Source organism: Hymenobacter sp. YIM 151858-1, from assembly GCF_025979705.1.
In the GTDB taxonomy this organism is placed as follows: Bacteria; Bacteroidota; Bacteroidia; order Cytophagales; family Hymenobacteraceae; genus Solirubrum.
On sequence record NZ_CP110136.1, the window covers coordinates 2,532,063 to 2,545,072 of the forward strand.

General features: G+C 63.4%; 11 protein-coding genes. 8 read left to right on the plus strand and 3 right to left on the minus strand.

What is annotated here, in order from left to right:
• Window positions 1–33 precede the first annotated feature (33 nt).
• The 6 genes from OIS50_RS11275 to OIS50_RS11300 all read left to right on the plus strand — a co-directional run bounded on the left by OIS50_RS11275 (window position 34) and on the right by OIS50_RS11300 (window position 6,590).
• Window positions 34–1,092, plus strand: coding sequence for an MBL fold metallo-hydrolase (locus OIS50_RS11275; RefSeq protein WP_264690744.1), 1,059 nt, complete (start codon window positions 34–36; stop codon window positions 1,090–1,092).
• Window positions 1,093–1,210: 118 nt separating this feature from the next.
• Window positions 1,211–1,729: an LVIVD repeat-containing protein gene (locus tag OIS50_RS11280; protein WP_264690745.1), complete on the plus strand. Its 519-nt coding sequence runs from the start codon at window positions 1,211–1,213 to the stop codon at window positions 1,727–1,729.
• 4 nt (window positions 1,730–1,733) lie between these two features.
• Window positions 1,734–2,498, plus strand: coding sequence for an LVIVD repeat-containing protein (locus tag OIS50_RS11285; RefSeq protein ID WP_264690746.1), 765 nt, complete (start codon window positions 1,734–1,736; stop codon window positions 2,496–2,498).
• Window positions 2,498–3,199, plus strand: coding sequence for a hypothetical protein (locus OIS50_RS11290; protein WP_264690747.1), 702 nt, complete (start codon window positions 2,498–2,500; stop codon window positions 3,197–3,199). The genes OIS50_RS11285 and OIS50_RS11290 overlap by 1 nt, the downstream gene beginning before the upstream one ends.
• 283 nt (window positions 3,200–3,482) lie before the next feature.
• Window positions 3,483–5,918 (plus strand): S9 family peptidase, encoded by a 2,436-nt coding sequence (locus tag OIS50_RS11295; RefSeq protein WP_264690748.1) that lies wholly within the window; start codon window positions 3,483–3,485, stop codon window positions 5,916–5,918.
• Between the two features lie 276 nt (window positions 5,919–6,194).
• A complete protein-coding gene (locus OIS50_RS11300) occupies window positions 6,195–6,590 on the plus strand; it encodes an OsmC family protein (protein ID WP_264690749.1) in 396 nt (131 codons plus the stop codon).
• Window positions 6,591–6,636: 46 nt separating this feature from the next.
• Here OIS50_RS11300 and OIS50_RS11305 read toward each other — a convergent pair whose 3' ends face one another.
• Together OIS50_RS11305 and OIS50_RS11310 are read right to left on the minus strand one after the other, a co-directional pair.
• Entirely contained in the window at window positions 6,637–8,649 is a 2,013-nt protein-coding gene (locus tag OIS50_RS11305) for a monovalent cation:proton antiporter family protein (RefSeq protein ID WP_264690750.1), read from the minus strand.
• 436 nt (window positions 8,650–9,085) lie between these two features.
• Window positions 9,086–9,817, minus strand: a complete 732-nt coding sequence (locus OIS50_RS11310; RefSeq protein WP_264690751.1) for a DUF72 domain-containing protein — start codon at window positions 9,815–9,817, stop codon at window positions 9,086–9,088.
• A gap of 169 nt (window positions 9,818–9,986) precedes the next feature.
• On the opposite strand from OIS50_RS11310, the gene OIS50_RS11315 reads away from it, so the two are divergent.
• Window positions 9,987–10,562: a hypothetical protein gene (locus OIS50_RS11315; RefSeq protein WP_264690752.1), complete on the plus strand. Its 576-nt coding sequence runs from the start codon at window positions 9,987–9,989 to the stop codon at window positions 10,560–10,562.
• Between the two features lie 15 nt (window positions 10,563–10,577).
• Here OIS50_RS11315 and OIS50_RS11320 read toward each other — a convergent pair whose 3' ends face one another.
• Window positions 10,578–11,330 (minus strand): DUF72 domain-containing protein, encoded by a 753-nt coding sequence (locus tag OIS50_RS11320; RefSeq protein ID WP_264690753.1) that lies wholly within the window; start codon window positions 11,328–11,330, stop codon window positions 10,578–10,580.
• Between the two features lie 654 nt (window positions 11,331–11,984).
• Here OIS50_RS11320 and OIS50_RS11325 point away from each other — a divergent pair.
• Window positions 11,985–13,010, plus strand: coding sequence for a DUF2268 domain-containing protein (locus OIS50_RS11325; protein WP_264690754.1), 1,026 nt, complete (start codon window positions 11,985–11,987; stop codon window positions 13,008–13,010).

A 13,010-nucleotide genomic window follows, 5' to 3' on the forward strand; every position in this document is an offset into this window, starting at 1 on the left:
AATTGTCGTCCGGTTTATCTATTCAGCTTTGTTATGGCCCGTTCCCGCCGCATTTGGTTGCCTTTGTTAGCCGCAGTGCTCATGTTGGCCACGGGCGCCGTGTTGGTGGGCTGTTCGTTGTCGGCACCGCGCTACCGGGGCCCGCGCTCCGAGCACTTCAACGGCAAGGAGTTCGTCAATCAGCCGCCCGTAGAGGAAAAGGGCTTTGGCGGGGTGCTGAAATGGCTGCTCAACCGCGACAAGGACGCGTGGCCCGAGCAGCCCAACGCCTTTGTGGGCCCGCCCCCGGCGCGGCAGGTAGCCGCCGGCGAAGTCCGCCTCACGTTCGTGGGCCACGGCACGTTTTTGCTGCAGGTCGACGGGCTGAACATTCTTACCGACCCCATCTGGAGCGAGCGGTGCAGCCCCTTTAGCTGGATTGGCCCCAAGCGCATGCGCCCGCCCGGCCTGCGTTTCGAGGAGCTGCCGCGCATCGATGCCGTCGTCATCAGCCACAACCACTACGACCACCTCGACCTGCCCACGCTGCAGCGCCTCGCCGAGCGCGATAAGCCGCTGATGCTGGTGCCCCTAGGTGTAAAGAAGCTGCTCGACCAGGAGGGCATTGCCAACGCCGCCGAGCTGGATTGGTGGCAGCAGCACGACCTAGGCAAAACGGTGCAGGCCGTGTGCGTACCCGCGCAGCACTTTTCGGGCCGTGGCCTCTCCGACCGCAACGCCACGTTGTGGGCCGGCTGGGTGCTGCGCACCCAGGCCGGCAAGCTCTACTACGCCGGCGACACGGGCTACGGCCCTTTTCTGCAGGAAATTGCCCGCCGCGAGGGCCCCATCCGGCTGGCCATCCTGCCCGTTGGTGCCTACAAGCCGCAGTGGTTTATGGAGCCCATTCATATGTCGCCGGCCCAGGCCGTGCAGGCCCACCGCGACCTAGGCGCCGCCCAAAGCGTGGCCACTCACTTCGGCACCTTTCAGATGGCCGACGACGGCCTGACCGAACCCGTAACCGATTTGCGACAGGCCCTGAAAGCGCAACAAGTGCCCGATTCGGCGTTTGCGGTGCCGCGCGAGGGCGTGGCCTGGCGCCTGCCCTAGGTGAGGCCGCCCAATTTTGGACCGGGCACTTGCAACCATCGGGCGGTTTGCCGGCTCTTGCCTAAGCCCGTGGCTTGGTTTCAGCCGAGTACGGGCTTACGGGCCAACGCTTTACCACATGCGCCAACTTTACGCCACGCTCCTTGCCGCGGGCTTGCTCCTAGGCCTTCCGGGGTGCTTTATCGATATCGACGAACGCCCCGCGCTGCCGCCCTACCGCCCGCTCCTGATGGCGCGGGCCACGCTGGAGCAGTCGGTGGCCCTGGTGCCGGCCCGGCCCATGCGCAACACCGGCAAAATTTACCTCAAGGGCAGCTACGTGTTCATCAACGAGCGGTACGAAGGCATCCATATCATCGACAACCACGACCCGGCCAAGCCCCGCAACGCGGGCTTTTTGCGCATTCCGGGCAACATCGACGTGGCCATGCGCGGCTCCTTGCTGTACGCCGACAACGCGGTGGATTTGGTTATCGTCGACCTGGCCGACCCCACCGCTGCGCGCGTGGTGGGCCGCACCCGCAACGCGTTTCCGGAGCTGGCCCCGCCCGAGCCGGCCAGCATCGAGCCCGAGTACCGCCCCGAAAACCGCCCCACCGACGCCATTGTGGTAGGCTGGCAAAAAGTAAATCCGTAGCCCCATGAAGCTCACATACTTTTCGGGCCTTAGCGGCCTAGGTGTTTTGCTGCTTGGTCTGCTGCTGGGGCTGGGTGGCTGCGCCGCCGATGCGGCGGATAGCGGTCCGCGCGGCGCCGATGTAGGCCAGGGCGGCTCGATGGCGCGCTTTGCCATCATGGGCAACACGCTCTATACCATCGACGAGCACAGCCTGCGCGTGTTCGACCTCAGCAACCCCGCCAACGCCTCGGCCGTGCGCGTCACCAACCTGGGCGTGGGCATCGAAACCATCTTCCCGAAGGAACCTTACCTGTTCATCGGTACGCAACAGGGCATGTTCATCTTCGATGCCAGCAACCCGCAAAACCCCAGGCAGCTCAGCTACTTTCAGCACGTGGTGAGCTGCGACCCGGTGGTGGTGCAGGGGCGCTACGCCTACCTTACGCTGCGGCAGGGCCGGGCGTGCGGCGGCGGGGTAAACCAGCTGCAGGTCGTGGATCTGCAAAACCTGCAGCAGCCGCGCCTGGCCCAGATTTACCCCATGACCAAGCCCTACGGCCTGGGTGCCGACTCGACGCAGCTGTACGTGTGCGACGACGGCCTGAAGGTGTTTGACCTGCGCCGCGCGCCCACGCTCACGCAGCGCGAGCACCACCGCATCGAGGCGTTCGATGTGATTCCGAACCAGGATATGCTGCTGGTCGTCGGGGCCGATGGGCTGTACCAATACCGGCGCGGCAACAACACGCTCACGCAGCTCAGCATGCTGCCCGTTGCCCGCCCCTGATGCTGCTGCCGCCCCTGCCTCCTCGCCCTGTTGCCGGCCGCTGCGCCCTAGGCGCCCTGTGGCTGCTGATGAGCTTGCCGGCCGCGGGCCAGGCGCCGCAGGCACCTGCGCGCCCCCGCACAGCGCTGCTGAAGCTGAACGCGTTTCAGCCGCTGGCCCGCAGCTACCAGCTGGAGCTCGAAAAGCAGCTGCCCGGCCACCCCAAGCACAGCCTCGGCCTTACGCCGCAGCTGTACCACGGGCGCGTAACCCAGCTCACCTCCGACCAAGAAACCCAGCCCGACGAACGCCTGCGCGGCTGGGGCCTGGAGCTGCTGCACCGCGCCTACCTCGTCCCGAACACCGATGCCGCCATGGCCGGCTTTTACGTTGCCTACGGCCCGCAGTACCAGCGGCTCGAAATGCAGTTTAAAGCCAACGGCTGGCAGCAGCTCCTCGCCAACGACGGCCTTACCTACTACCAGTACGGCCCCATCGACTACACGGAAACCATTCGGCGCTACGGGGCCACGGCCGTGCTGGGCTACCAGAGCCCCCTCGACCTAGGGCGCGTGTACTTGGATTTTTACCTGGGCATCGGGTACCGCAACACCCAATTCAGCTCGGCCTTTCCGGAAAGCCGCTACCGCACCGGCCTGCTCGACTACGCTTACCAGGGCTTTTACCTGCCCGCCGGATTTAAAATAGGCTTTGCGCTATAAATAAAATTCTTCCCGTGCCGGGCCGCGCTGGCAGGGCCGCCATTCCGGCAGCGCACCTAGGGCCAAACCCGAACCGCGCCCGCAGCGCGGCCACACGCCGCCGCACAATTATCCGAATGGTGCTTTTCTCATATTGAACGGCTGCTAATCGTAGCTAAAAGGCTCGCTCCTGGCAATTTAACAAACTATAATTCATGCTTTTGCCGAGTGGTTGTTGGCAAAACTGCGAGTTTGGATAGTATCTTCGTAGCTAATACGCCGCCTTAGCTGCACCAATTGCTACATGAAACACTTTTTACTCGCAGGCTTTTTGAGTTTGGCAGCCGTTGCACAGGCTCAAAACGTTGCGTATCAGACGCCGCCCCGGGCCATTGCCGATATCGTTGAGGCGCCCGTAACGCCCCGCATCAGCCTATCGTCCGACGGTAAGTGGATGGCCATGCTGGCCGTGCAGGATATGCCCTCGATTGCCGACCTCTCGCAGCCCGAGCTGCGCCTGGCCGGCCTGCGCATCAACCCGCGCACCAACGGCCCCAGCCGCATCAGCTACTCCACCGGCCTGATGCTGCGCCGCCTCGAAGACGGCAAGGACATGGGCGTGCTGAACCTGCCCACCCAGGCCCGCATCAGCGACGTAAGCTGGTCGCCCGACAACAGCAAGCTCGCGTTTTGCCACACCACCGGCAGCGGTGCCGAAGGCCGCATCGAGCTGTGGGTGGTTGACGTAAACACCTTCGCGGCCCGCCGCGTACCCGGCATCACGCTCAACGCCACGCTGGGCACACCCTACGAGTGGGTTTCCGATAACCAAACCCTCATCGTACGCGCGCTGGTGGCCGGCCGCGGCGCAGCGCCCAGCGCTACCGCCGCCCCTACCGGCCCCGCCGTGCAGGAAAACAACGGCAAGGCCGCCGGTGCCCGCACCTACCAGGACTTGCTCCGCAACCCTACCGATGAGCGCCTGTTCGAGCACTACGCTACCTCGCAAATGGTGCGCGTAACGCTCGAGGGCAAGCTGCAACCCATCAGCCAGCCCGGCCTTATTCAGTCGGCGGTGCCTTCGCCCAACGGCAAGTACATTCTGGTAAAAACCCGCCACCGGCCCTACTCCTACAACCTGCCCATCAGCAGCTTTCCGCTGAAAGTGGAGGTGTACGACCTGGCCACCGGCGACCCGGTTAAAATGCTTGCCGACCTGCCCCTGGCCGACAACGTGCCCACGGCTTTTGATGCGGTGCCCACCGGCCAGCGCGGCCACGGCTGGCGCGCCGATGTGCCCGCCACCCTGTACTGGGCCGAAGCCCAGGACGGCGGCAACCCCAAAACCGAAGCCGCCATTCGCGACAAGGTATTTACCCTGCCCGCGCCTTTTACCGGCCAGGCCGAAGAATTTGCCGCCCTGCCCCTGCGCTACGACGGCGTAACCTGGGGCAACAACTCGGTGGCGCTGGTATACGGCAGCCGCTGGGCCGACCGCAAGGAAATTACCTGGCGCGTGACGCCGGGCGCCCTGCCCTCGCTGGCCGTGCTGTACGAGCGTTCGTCGCAGGATAAGTACACCGACCCCGGCACCGCCTACACCAAGCGCAACGCGCAGGGCCAGCCGGTGCTGCTTACCGATGTCGCCAACAAAACCATCTACTTTACCGGCCTGGGTGCCTCGCCCGAGGGCGACCGTCCGTTTGTAGACGAGTTTGACCTGGCCACCAAGAAAACCACCCGCTGGTGGCGTTCGGAGGCTCCTTACTACGAGGTGCCGCTGGCCATTCTCGACCCCGAAAAGCGCCGCATCGTTACCCGCCGCGAAGCCGTCGACCAAGCGCCCAACTACTACGTGCGCGATACCCGCGGCGGCAAGCTCACGGCTCTTACCAAGTTTCCGAACCCCTACGCGGCTTTCGGTGGCTCCTTTAAAAAGCAGGTGCTCCGCTACAAGCGCGCCGATGGCGTGGAGCTGACCGCCAACCTGTACCTGCCCCTCAACTACAAACCCACCGACGGCCCGCTGCCCACGCTGATGGAAGCCTACCCGGTGGAGTTCAAGGACAAGAAGAACGCCGGCCAGGTGTCGGGGTCGCCGTACACCTTCACGCGCATCGGCTACGGTTCGCCCATCTTCTGGGTAACCCAAGGGTACGCCGTGCTGCAGGGTGCCAGCATTCCGATTGTGGGCGAGGGCGACAAACAGCCCAACGACACGTACATCGAGCAGCTGGTTAGCAGCGCCAAGGCTGCCATCGACGAAGGCAAGCGCATGGGCGTGGTCGATCCGAACCGCGTGGCCGTAATGGGCCACTCGTACGGCGCTTTCATGACGGCCAACCTGCTGGCGCACTCCAACCTGTTCCGGGCGGGTATTGCGCGCAGCGGCGCCTACAACCGCACCCTCACGCCGTTCGGCTTCCAGGGCGAGGAACGCACGTTCTGGCAGGCTCCGGAGGTGTACAACGCGATGTCGCCGTTCAACTACGCCAACAAGATTAAGACGCCGATTTTGCTGATCCACGGCGAGCTGGACAACAACTCGGGTACGTTCCCCATTCAGAGCGAGCGTTTTTACTCGGCCCTGAAAGGCCACGGCGCTACCACGCGCTACGTCGTGCTGCCCTTTGAGTCGCACGGCTACGCCGCCCGCGAAAACATCATGCACATGCTGTGGGAGATGAACGCGTGGCTCGACAAGTACGTGAAGAACCCCACCACCGCGGCGGCTAACTAATACCCCGCGCTGCCACCGGAAACACAAACGCCCGACCTTGCAGGTCGGGCGTTTGTGTTTTACGCAGTTTGGCAAGGCGGTATGCGCTTTGGGGGCCTAAGCCGATGCCGCAACCACCATGGCCGCCCGCGGCACCAGAGCGGCGGTTTTGGCGTATGAAAATTGCCTTCTCAGCTGAGCGCTGGCGCAAATGCCGATGCACTGATATTGAGCGTCGTATGATCGGCCCGACCCAGTTTGCCAAGTGCTGTTTCTTTCATTGTTACCACCTCTGCCATGCCTAGCATCAGCGGGCGTATTGCCACCGACCCTTACGTGACGGACCTTACCTCCGACAGCGGCCACGCACTGCTCTCGGACGAGCCCTTGGCGCAGGGAGGGCAGAACATGGGCCTGACACCGGCCGAGTTGCTGGCTTCGTCGCTGAGCGCCTGCACGTGTATCACCCTGCGCATGTACGCCGACCGCAAAGGCTGGCCACTTGAGCAGGCGCTGACTACGGTAGGCTTTGAGCGGGGCCCCGACCACGTGGTGCACCGCCTCACGCGCCGGGTGCAGCTGCTGGGTAATCTTTCCGACCAGCAGCGCCAACGGTTGCTGCAGGTGGCCAACGCCTGCCCCGTGCACAAGGCCCTGGCGGGTGGCATCGAGATTGATACGACGCTGACCTAGGAGCTGCCTAGGTGCGCTCCGCCCATTGGGCGGCAGGGAGTGGGCCTCAAGCAAATTCCTCTTCGGGCTGCAGCTCGTGGGCCAGGCGCTCCACCTGGTCGGGCTTGCCGAATACGTACAGCGTATCGTGGCCGTGGATGACGGTATCGGGGCACATATCATTGAGCATATGCCCGTTGCGCCGGATAGCCAGCAGGTTTACGCCGTAATGCTGGCGCATTTCCGATTCGGACAGGGTTTTGCCCACCAGCGCGGCCTGGTCGGGCACGGGCACGGTGGCCAGCTCCAGGCCGGCCAGCCCCACGTGCATGCCCGACCACTCCAGATCGGTAAGCGAGCGGCTGCGCACGATGTTGCCGCCGCGCAATTGCCGGATCAGGGCATCAATCTCGTGCAGGGGCACCAGGTAGCGGGCCAGCACGCGCGCCAGTATCTCGATGGAAGTTTCCATCTCTTCGGCAATTACCTCGGTAGCCCCCAGCTGGTACAGCTCTTTGCGCTCGTATAGGTACAGGCTACGCACGATAATGCAGGCTTCGGGGTTGAGGCGCCGCACGGCGGCCACCACGCGCAGGCTGCCGGCCGGGTCGGATATGGCAATTACTACCACCCGGGCGCGCTGAATGTGCGCGTGTTCGAGCACGTGGGCGTGGGTAGCGTCGCCAAACAAAATCGGCTCGCCGCGCTTCAGCTGCCGGTGCACGGTGTCGGCGTCGGTGTCGATGATGACGTAGGGAATGTGGGCGTGCTTGGCGGCGCGCACCAGGTTGCGGCCGTTCAGCCCGTAGCCGATGACCACTAGGTGGTTTTCGAGCACGTTTTCACCTAGGGAGGTAGTGGGCTCGGCCTCGGTGGGCTCGGGGTGCAGGTAATCCTTCACCACTTCGGGCAAGGGCATACGCATCATGCGCGATACCACGGGCTCGGCAACCAGCATTACCACCGGCGTGAGGCACATGGTAAGGATGGAAATAGCCAAAAACAGCTGGTAGCTTTCGTGGCTGATGAGCCCTGCCTCCAGGCCTGCCAACGACAGAATAAACGAAAACTCGCCTACCTGGCACAGTGCCAAGCCGGCCAGCAGCACCGCGCGCACCGGCACGCGCAAAAAAGCCGCTGCCGCGGGCGTGAGCAGCACCTTCAGCGACATGACGCCCACCGTAAGCACCAGAATACGCAGGGGATGCTCGAGCAGCACGTGCACATCGAACAGCATGCCGATGGACACGAAGAAGAAGCTGGCAAATATCTCGCGGAAGGGCATCACGTTGCTTACGGCCTCGTAGCTGTACTCCGACTCCGAAATGATAAGCCCGGCCAGAAAAGCGCCCAGCGCCATCGATAATCCGGCCTCGGCGGTAAGCCAGGCCACCCCGATGCAGGTGCCGATAATGGTGAGCAGAAACAGCTCGCGGCTGCGCGTGCGGGCCACCAGCAGCAAAAGCCGGGGCATCAGAAACTTGGCCCCCACCACCACCAGCAGCAGCACGCCCAGCATTTTGGCCAGCATGATGCTAAGCGTAAGCCAGGGGCTGCCCGTAATCTGGCCGCTCAGCAAGGGCACCAGCAGCATCATGGGCACCACAATCAGGTCCTGAAAAATCAGGATGGCCAGCACCACCTGCCCGTGCACCGAATCTACCTGCAGCTGATCCTGCAGCAGCTTCAGCACAATGGCCGTGCTGCTCAGGGCAATCAGAAAACCCCAGAACACGGCCGTGGCCGGCGGGCTGCCCATGCCGCGGGCCAGCACGTACACGGCCGCGATGGTAAGCCCCACCTGCAGGGCGCCGCCCAAAAACACGGCGCGCTTCATGCGGCTGAGGCTGTGCAACGAAAACTCGAGCCCGATGATGAACATGAGCAGCATCACGCCAAGCTCGGCCAACTGATTGACCTTGGCCGGTGCCTGCACCAGCGCCAGCGCATACGGCCCCGCTACCATGCCCGTAACGAGGTAGCCAATGATGGAAGGCAGCTTGATGCGGTTGAAGAGCAGGATTACGCCCACTGAAAGCAGCAGGATAACCAGCAAATCGGAAAGCATAGGAACGTGCATACGCGCAGGTGCTGGCCAACGCCAACGACTGGTTAATGGCCGCGCCGCATTACCTGGCGCAGCTCCATCAAGTCCAGCAAGAGAGTACTCACGACCCACCAGTGGGTCTCTTCCCGCTTTTACCCGAGGCCAGGATGCCTGGGTTCCTCCTTCACGCAATAAGCCCCAAAATACAACTTCACGCAGCCCGACACCAGCTCGGCAAGCGCCCGAGGGCATCACATGAAGATGTGATACCATTGGCGCATGGCCTGCAAGCCGCACAACTTTTCCGGGCACCGGCGGTATACAGGGCCACTTATCCCGGTTACTTTTTTCGTTGCCCGGGTACTGCAATGTTCGCTCACATAAACAAAACAGGCCAGCTGCTGCGCAGCTGGCCTGTTTTGTTGTACCTAGGTGCATGCCTCCGGAAACCGTTAGGGGCACGGGGTACCTAGGCGTGCGACGCCAACAAGGCCTGCAGGTGCCGGGCATCGGCAATGGCCGAGGCGTCGATGTCGTTGTTGAAGTACAGATACGCCTGCTCCACCTGCGGGGCAGCGGCAACCCCGGCCTGCACGCGCTGCAGAAACGCCGGGCTGTAGGGCGACTGATACAGCCGCGGCACCCCATGAAAGCGGTAGTACAGCACCGGCCCGGTAGCCACCACGGCATCGGGCAGCTCGGGGTGGCTTTGGCCGCAAAAGCTCACGCCGCGCTCGGCCAGGGCCGCGTACACCTGCGGCTGCCACCAGCTGGGGTGCCGAAACTCGAGCACGTTCTGGAAGGCCGGATCGAGGTAATCGAGAATGCGTTGCAGGCGCTCCGCGGTGTAGGCCGCCCTGGGTGGCAGCTGAAACAGCACCGGGCCCAGCTTCTCCTGCAAGCCTTGCTGCGCGGTGCCGTAAAAATCGAGCAGCAGCTCGCCCACCCCGTTGAACTGCTTGTAGTGGGTAATCAGGCGCGGGGCTTTCACGGCAAACACAAACGCGGGTGGGCTGATCTGGTACCAGTTCTGCAGAAACGAAAGCTGCGGAAAACGGTAGAAGGTCACGTTCAGCTCGAGCGTAGCAAAGTGCGCGGCGTAGTACTCGAACCAGCGGCGCATGGGCAGCTTTTCGGGGTAAAACAGGCCGCGCCAGTGGCGGTAGTGGTAGCCGGAGCAGCCAATGTGGTAGGTAGGCATAAGGGTAGCGGAAGGCGGTGCATGGGCTGTACGTAAGGGCCCGGTGCGGGTAGCCGCAGCCCTAGGTGCCGCGCGGGCCATAACCCACGGCAGCCAATGTGAGTAAGCTCCTCTGCGGGCCGCCCCTCGGCGGCTTGCGTAGCCACACCCTAACCTGCCGCCTGCTCCAATGGAAACTCCCCGCGTATTCTCTGCCAACACTGAAGCTGAACTCTGGCGCCAGGTTGCCGCCGACATGGCCCGCGAGCCCGACTTGCTCGAGTATTCGGCCCAGCTGAACCTAGGCGGCTACCAGCTTTTGCTCGATATCGACATCGACCTGGGCGGCGGCTTTGAGGGCGGCTACGAGTTTACGACCCTCACGGCCCCGGTGCCCGAGCATGTGGCGCTGCGCTTTGTGCTGCACGAGCAGGACTTGTTGCACGAGCTGGGCAAGCTGCTGGGCATGGAAGACGTGGAGCTGGGCGTGCCGGACATCGACGACGCCTTCATCATCCGCACCAACGACCCGGCCGCGCTGCAAACCCTGTTTGCCTACCCCGATATCCACGACACGCTCCTGAAGTACCACGAGTGCCGCCTTTCGCTCGGCCCCTCCGCCACCGATGGCGACGCTCCGCTGCAGCTCACGTTCAGCAAGGATGCCGGCGTGCTGGAGCCCGCGCAGCTGCAAGAAATCGGCCACATGCTGTTTTACCTACTGCGCCAGATTGCCCCGCTGCCCACCGCTGCCCCTACCCTGTAGGCCGGCACCGCACACCTAGGGCTGGCCGGCCGGCGCAGCCTGCAGCAATTGCTGCATTTGCCGGGCGTTCAGGGCGCCCACGCCGCCAATGCCGTTGTTGAAAAACAGGTACACCTCTTTGGCCTGTTTGGCCGCCCGCACCTCTGCGGCAATGCGCTGCAGAAAGGCCTCGTCGTAGGCCGATTTGTAAAGCTCGGGCACGCCGTGAAAGCGGTAGTACAACAAGGGCGTGTTGGCCACCACCTCGTCGGGCAGCGGCTGCGGGTGGCTTTGGCCGCAAAAGCTGATGTTGCGGCGCGCCAGCTCCCGAAACACCTCGCCGCTCCACCACGAGGGGTGCCGAAACTCGAGCACGTTCCGGAAAGCCGGATCGAGGCTATCGAAGATGCGCTGCAGCAGCTCGTCGGAATAGGCGGCTTTGGGGGGCAGCTGAAACAGCACCGGCCCCAGCTTCTCTTGCAAGCCCTCTTGCACCGTGCCGTAGAAGTCGGCCAAGATGGGCTGTGCCTCCGGCCCAAACTTTTTGTAGTGCGTTACGGCCCGCGGCGCCTTCACGGCAAAGCGGTAGTGCGCGGGGCTGCGGTGGTACCAGCCCTCAAACGCCTCGGGCTCAGGCATGCGGTAAAAGGTCACGTTCAGCTCGAGCGTATCGAACTGGGTGCAGTAGTACTCAAACCACTTGCGGGGCGGCACCTCCGCGGGGTAAAACACGCCCTTCCAGTCGCGAAACGAAAAGCCGGAGCAACCAATGTGATAAGTAGCAGCCATACCAAACCAATGGTGGAGCTACCCTCTACGCATTCGGCGCGCCGGCGGGCACCCAGGGCCACCAGGCACGCTGCCCCAGGTAGTGCCAGTGCCCCGGCTACAACGCACGCGCACCCCCTGGTACCCACACCAAACCGGTACGGACCCATGATTGCTTAACCCGGTATGCACAGTGCGGCCTTGCGCAGCCCACACCCGAGCAGCGGCGCCGCCACCTACTACCCGTGCAAAGCACCCCAGGTGCCTAGTGATTGGGAATCAGCCCTACCAGGTGCAGCACCCAGCCGAGCAGGTAAAAGCCGAAGATCATCAGGATGTAAGCCCACCAAGGCAGTCCTCTACGCATGCCGGCGTAGCCTTGGTATCTTCTCGGTTTAGCTTCCATGGCTTTACGTGGCATTAGTGCGCCACCTCTTCAATATACTATATTTTATCGTCAATTATCAATACGTATTACTTGCGCATTTGAAGCCGATCGGGTCATAGTTTCTGGCGACCGTGCACCCACCTAGGGCAGCTTTGCGGAGGCGGCTCGTACCCGTGCCTCAAATTTTTCGGCATGGCTTATCAGCTTACTTATCTTGGCCCAGCTTGCCCGGCAGCCCCGCTTGCGTGCGGCGGCTTTTCGTTCGGCTTACTCCTTCCCGCATTTCCATGTTCCCTGCTTTTCGTTCGGCTACGGCCACGCTCCTAAGTGCGGCGTTGCTTACCGGGGCGTGCCACCGCGCTCCGCTTGCGCCGCCTGCTGCTGGTGCCACCGCTGCCGCCACCGCCGTACCGCCCGCGGCCACGTACCAGGTCATCAACCTGATGCCGGCCTTCGAGGAGTTCTGGCAAAAGGCGCGCACGCAGGACGAAGCCACGCAGGTAAAGCTGTTTCAGCAGCTGCTGGCCGACCGCTACCCCGAGGTGTACAACAACAGCGTGCTGGGCGGCCCCGCCGACAAAACCTTTGCTGACGTGCTGCCCATGCGCTATGCCAAGGTGCAAAGCATGGTGCTGCCCAAAATGGACCTGGTGCTGCGCCTGAGCAAGCAAATCGGCCAGGATTTGCCCCGCTACGAGGCCAGTTTCCGCAAAACCTTTCCCGACCTCGACTACCGCGGCCGCCTCTATTTTATGTACTCCCTAGGTGGTTTCGATGGGGGCACGCGCACCATCGGGGGCCAGCAGGCGCTGCTGTTCGGGCTGGATATGATTGCCTACGTGTACGGGCACGAGGCCGACCCCGCGCCCTTTTTCCACCACGAGTTTTTCCATGTGTACCACAGCCAGTTCTTCGAGCGCAACGAGTCGGTGGCCTCGGCGCTGTGGCGCGAAGGCCTGGCTACCTACGTGGCCCACGCCCTCAACCCCTCGGCCAACGGCGTCAACCTGTTTGGCCTGCCCCTCAACACGCCCGCCCGCACCCAGGCCGATTTGCCGCGCTACGCCCGCGAGCTGCGCGCCGCCCTCGATTCGGAAAAGCGCGAGGACTACGCCCGCTACTTCCTGGGCGGCATGGATGCGCAGGCTGCCACCCCCGCCCGCTCGGGCTACTACCTAGGCTACCTGGTGGCCGAGAAACTCGCCAAGCGTCACTCGCTGCCGGAGCTGGCCCACGCCAACCTAGCCCAGCTCCGGCCCGAAATTGAGCAAGCCCTGCTCGAGCTCGAAACCACGCCAGCTCCTAAACCATAA

Coding starts and splice junctions, on each gene's coding strand:
- OIS50_RS11275 (WP_264690744.1), top strand. CDS start 34: ATGGCCCGTTCCCGCCGCATTTGGTTGCCTTTGTTAGCCGCAGTGCTC.
- OIS50_RS11280 (WP_264690745.1), top strand. CDS start 1,211: ATGCGCCAACTTTACGCCACGCTCCTTGCCGCGGGCTTGCTCCTAGGC.
- OIS50_RS11285 (WP_264690746.1), top strand. CDS start 1,734: ATGAAGCTCACATACTTTTCGGGCCTTAGCGGCCTAGGTGTTTTGCTG.
- OIS50_RS11290 (WP_264690747.1), top strand. CDS start 2,498: ATGCTGCTGCCGCCCCTGCCTCCTCGCCCTGTTGCCGGCCGCTGCGCC.
- OIS50_RS11295 (WP_264690748.1), top strand. CDS start 3,483: ATGAAACACTTTTTACTCGCAGGCTTTTTGAGTTTGGCAGCCGTTGCA.
- OIS50_RS11300 (WP_264690749.1), top strand. CDS start 6,195: ATGCCTAGCATCAGCGGGCGTATTGCCACCGACCCTTACGTGACGGAC.
- OIS50_RS11305 (WP_264690750.1), bottom strand. CDS start 8,649: ATGCACGTTCCTATGCTTTCCGATTTGCTGGTTATCCTGCTGCTTTCA.
- OIS50_RS11310 (WP_264690751.1), bottom strand. CDS start 9,817: ATGCCTACCTACCACATTGGCTGCTCCGGCTACCACTACCGCCACTGG.
- OIS50_RS11315 (WP_264690752.1), top strand. CDS start 9,987: ATGGAAACTCCCCGCGTATTCTCTGCCAACACTGAAGCTGAACTCTGG.
- OIS50_RS11320 (WP_264690753.1), bottom strand. CDS start 11,330: ATGGCTGCTACTTATCACATTGGTTGCTCCGGCTTTTCGTTTCGCGAC.
- OIS50_RS11325 (WP_264690754.1), top strand. CDS start 11,985: ATGTTCCCTGCTTTTCGTTCGGCTACGGCCACGCTCCTAAGTGCGGCG.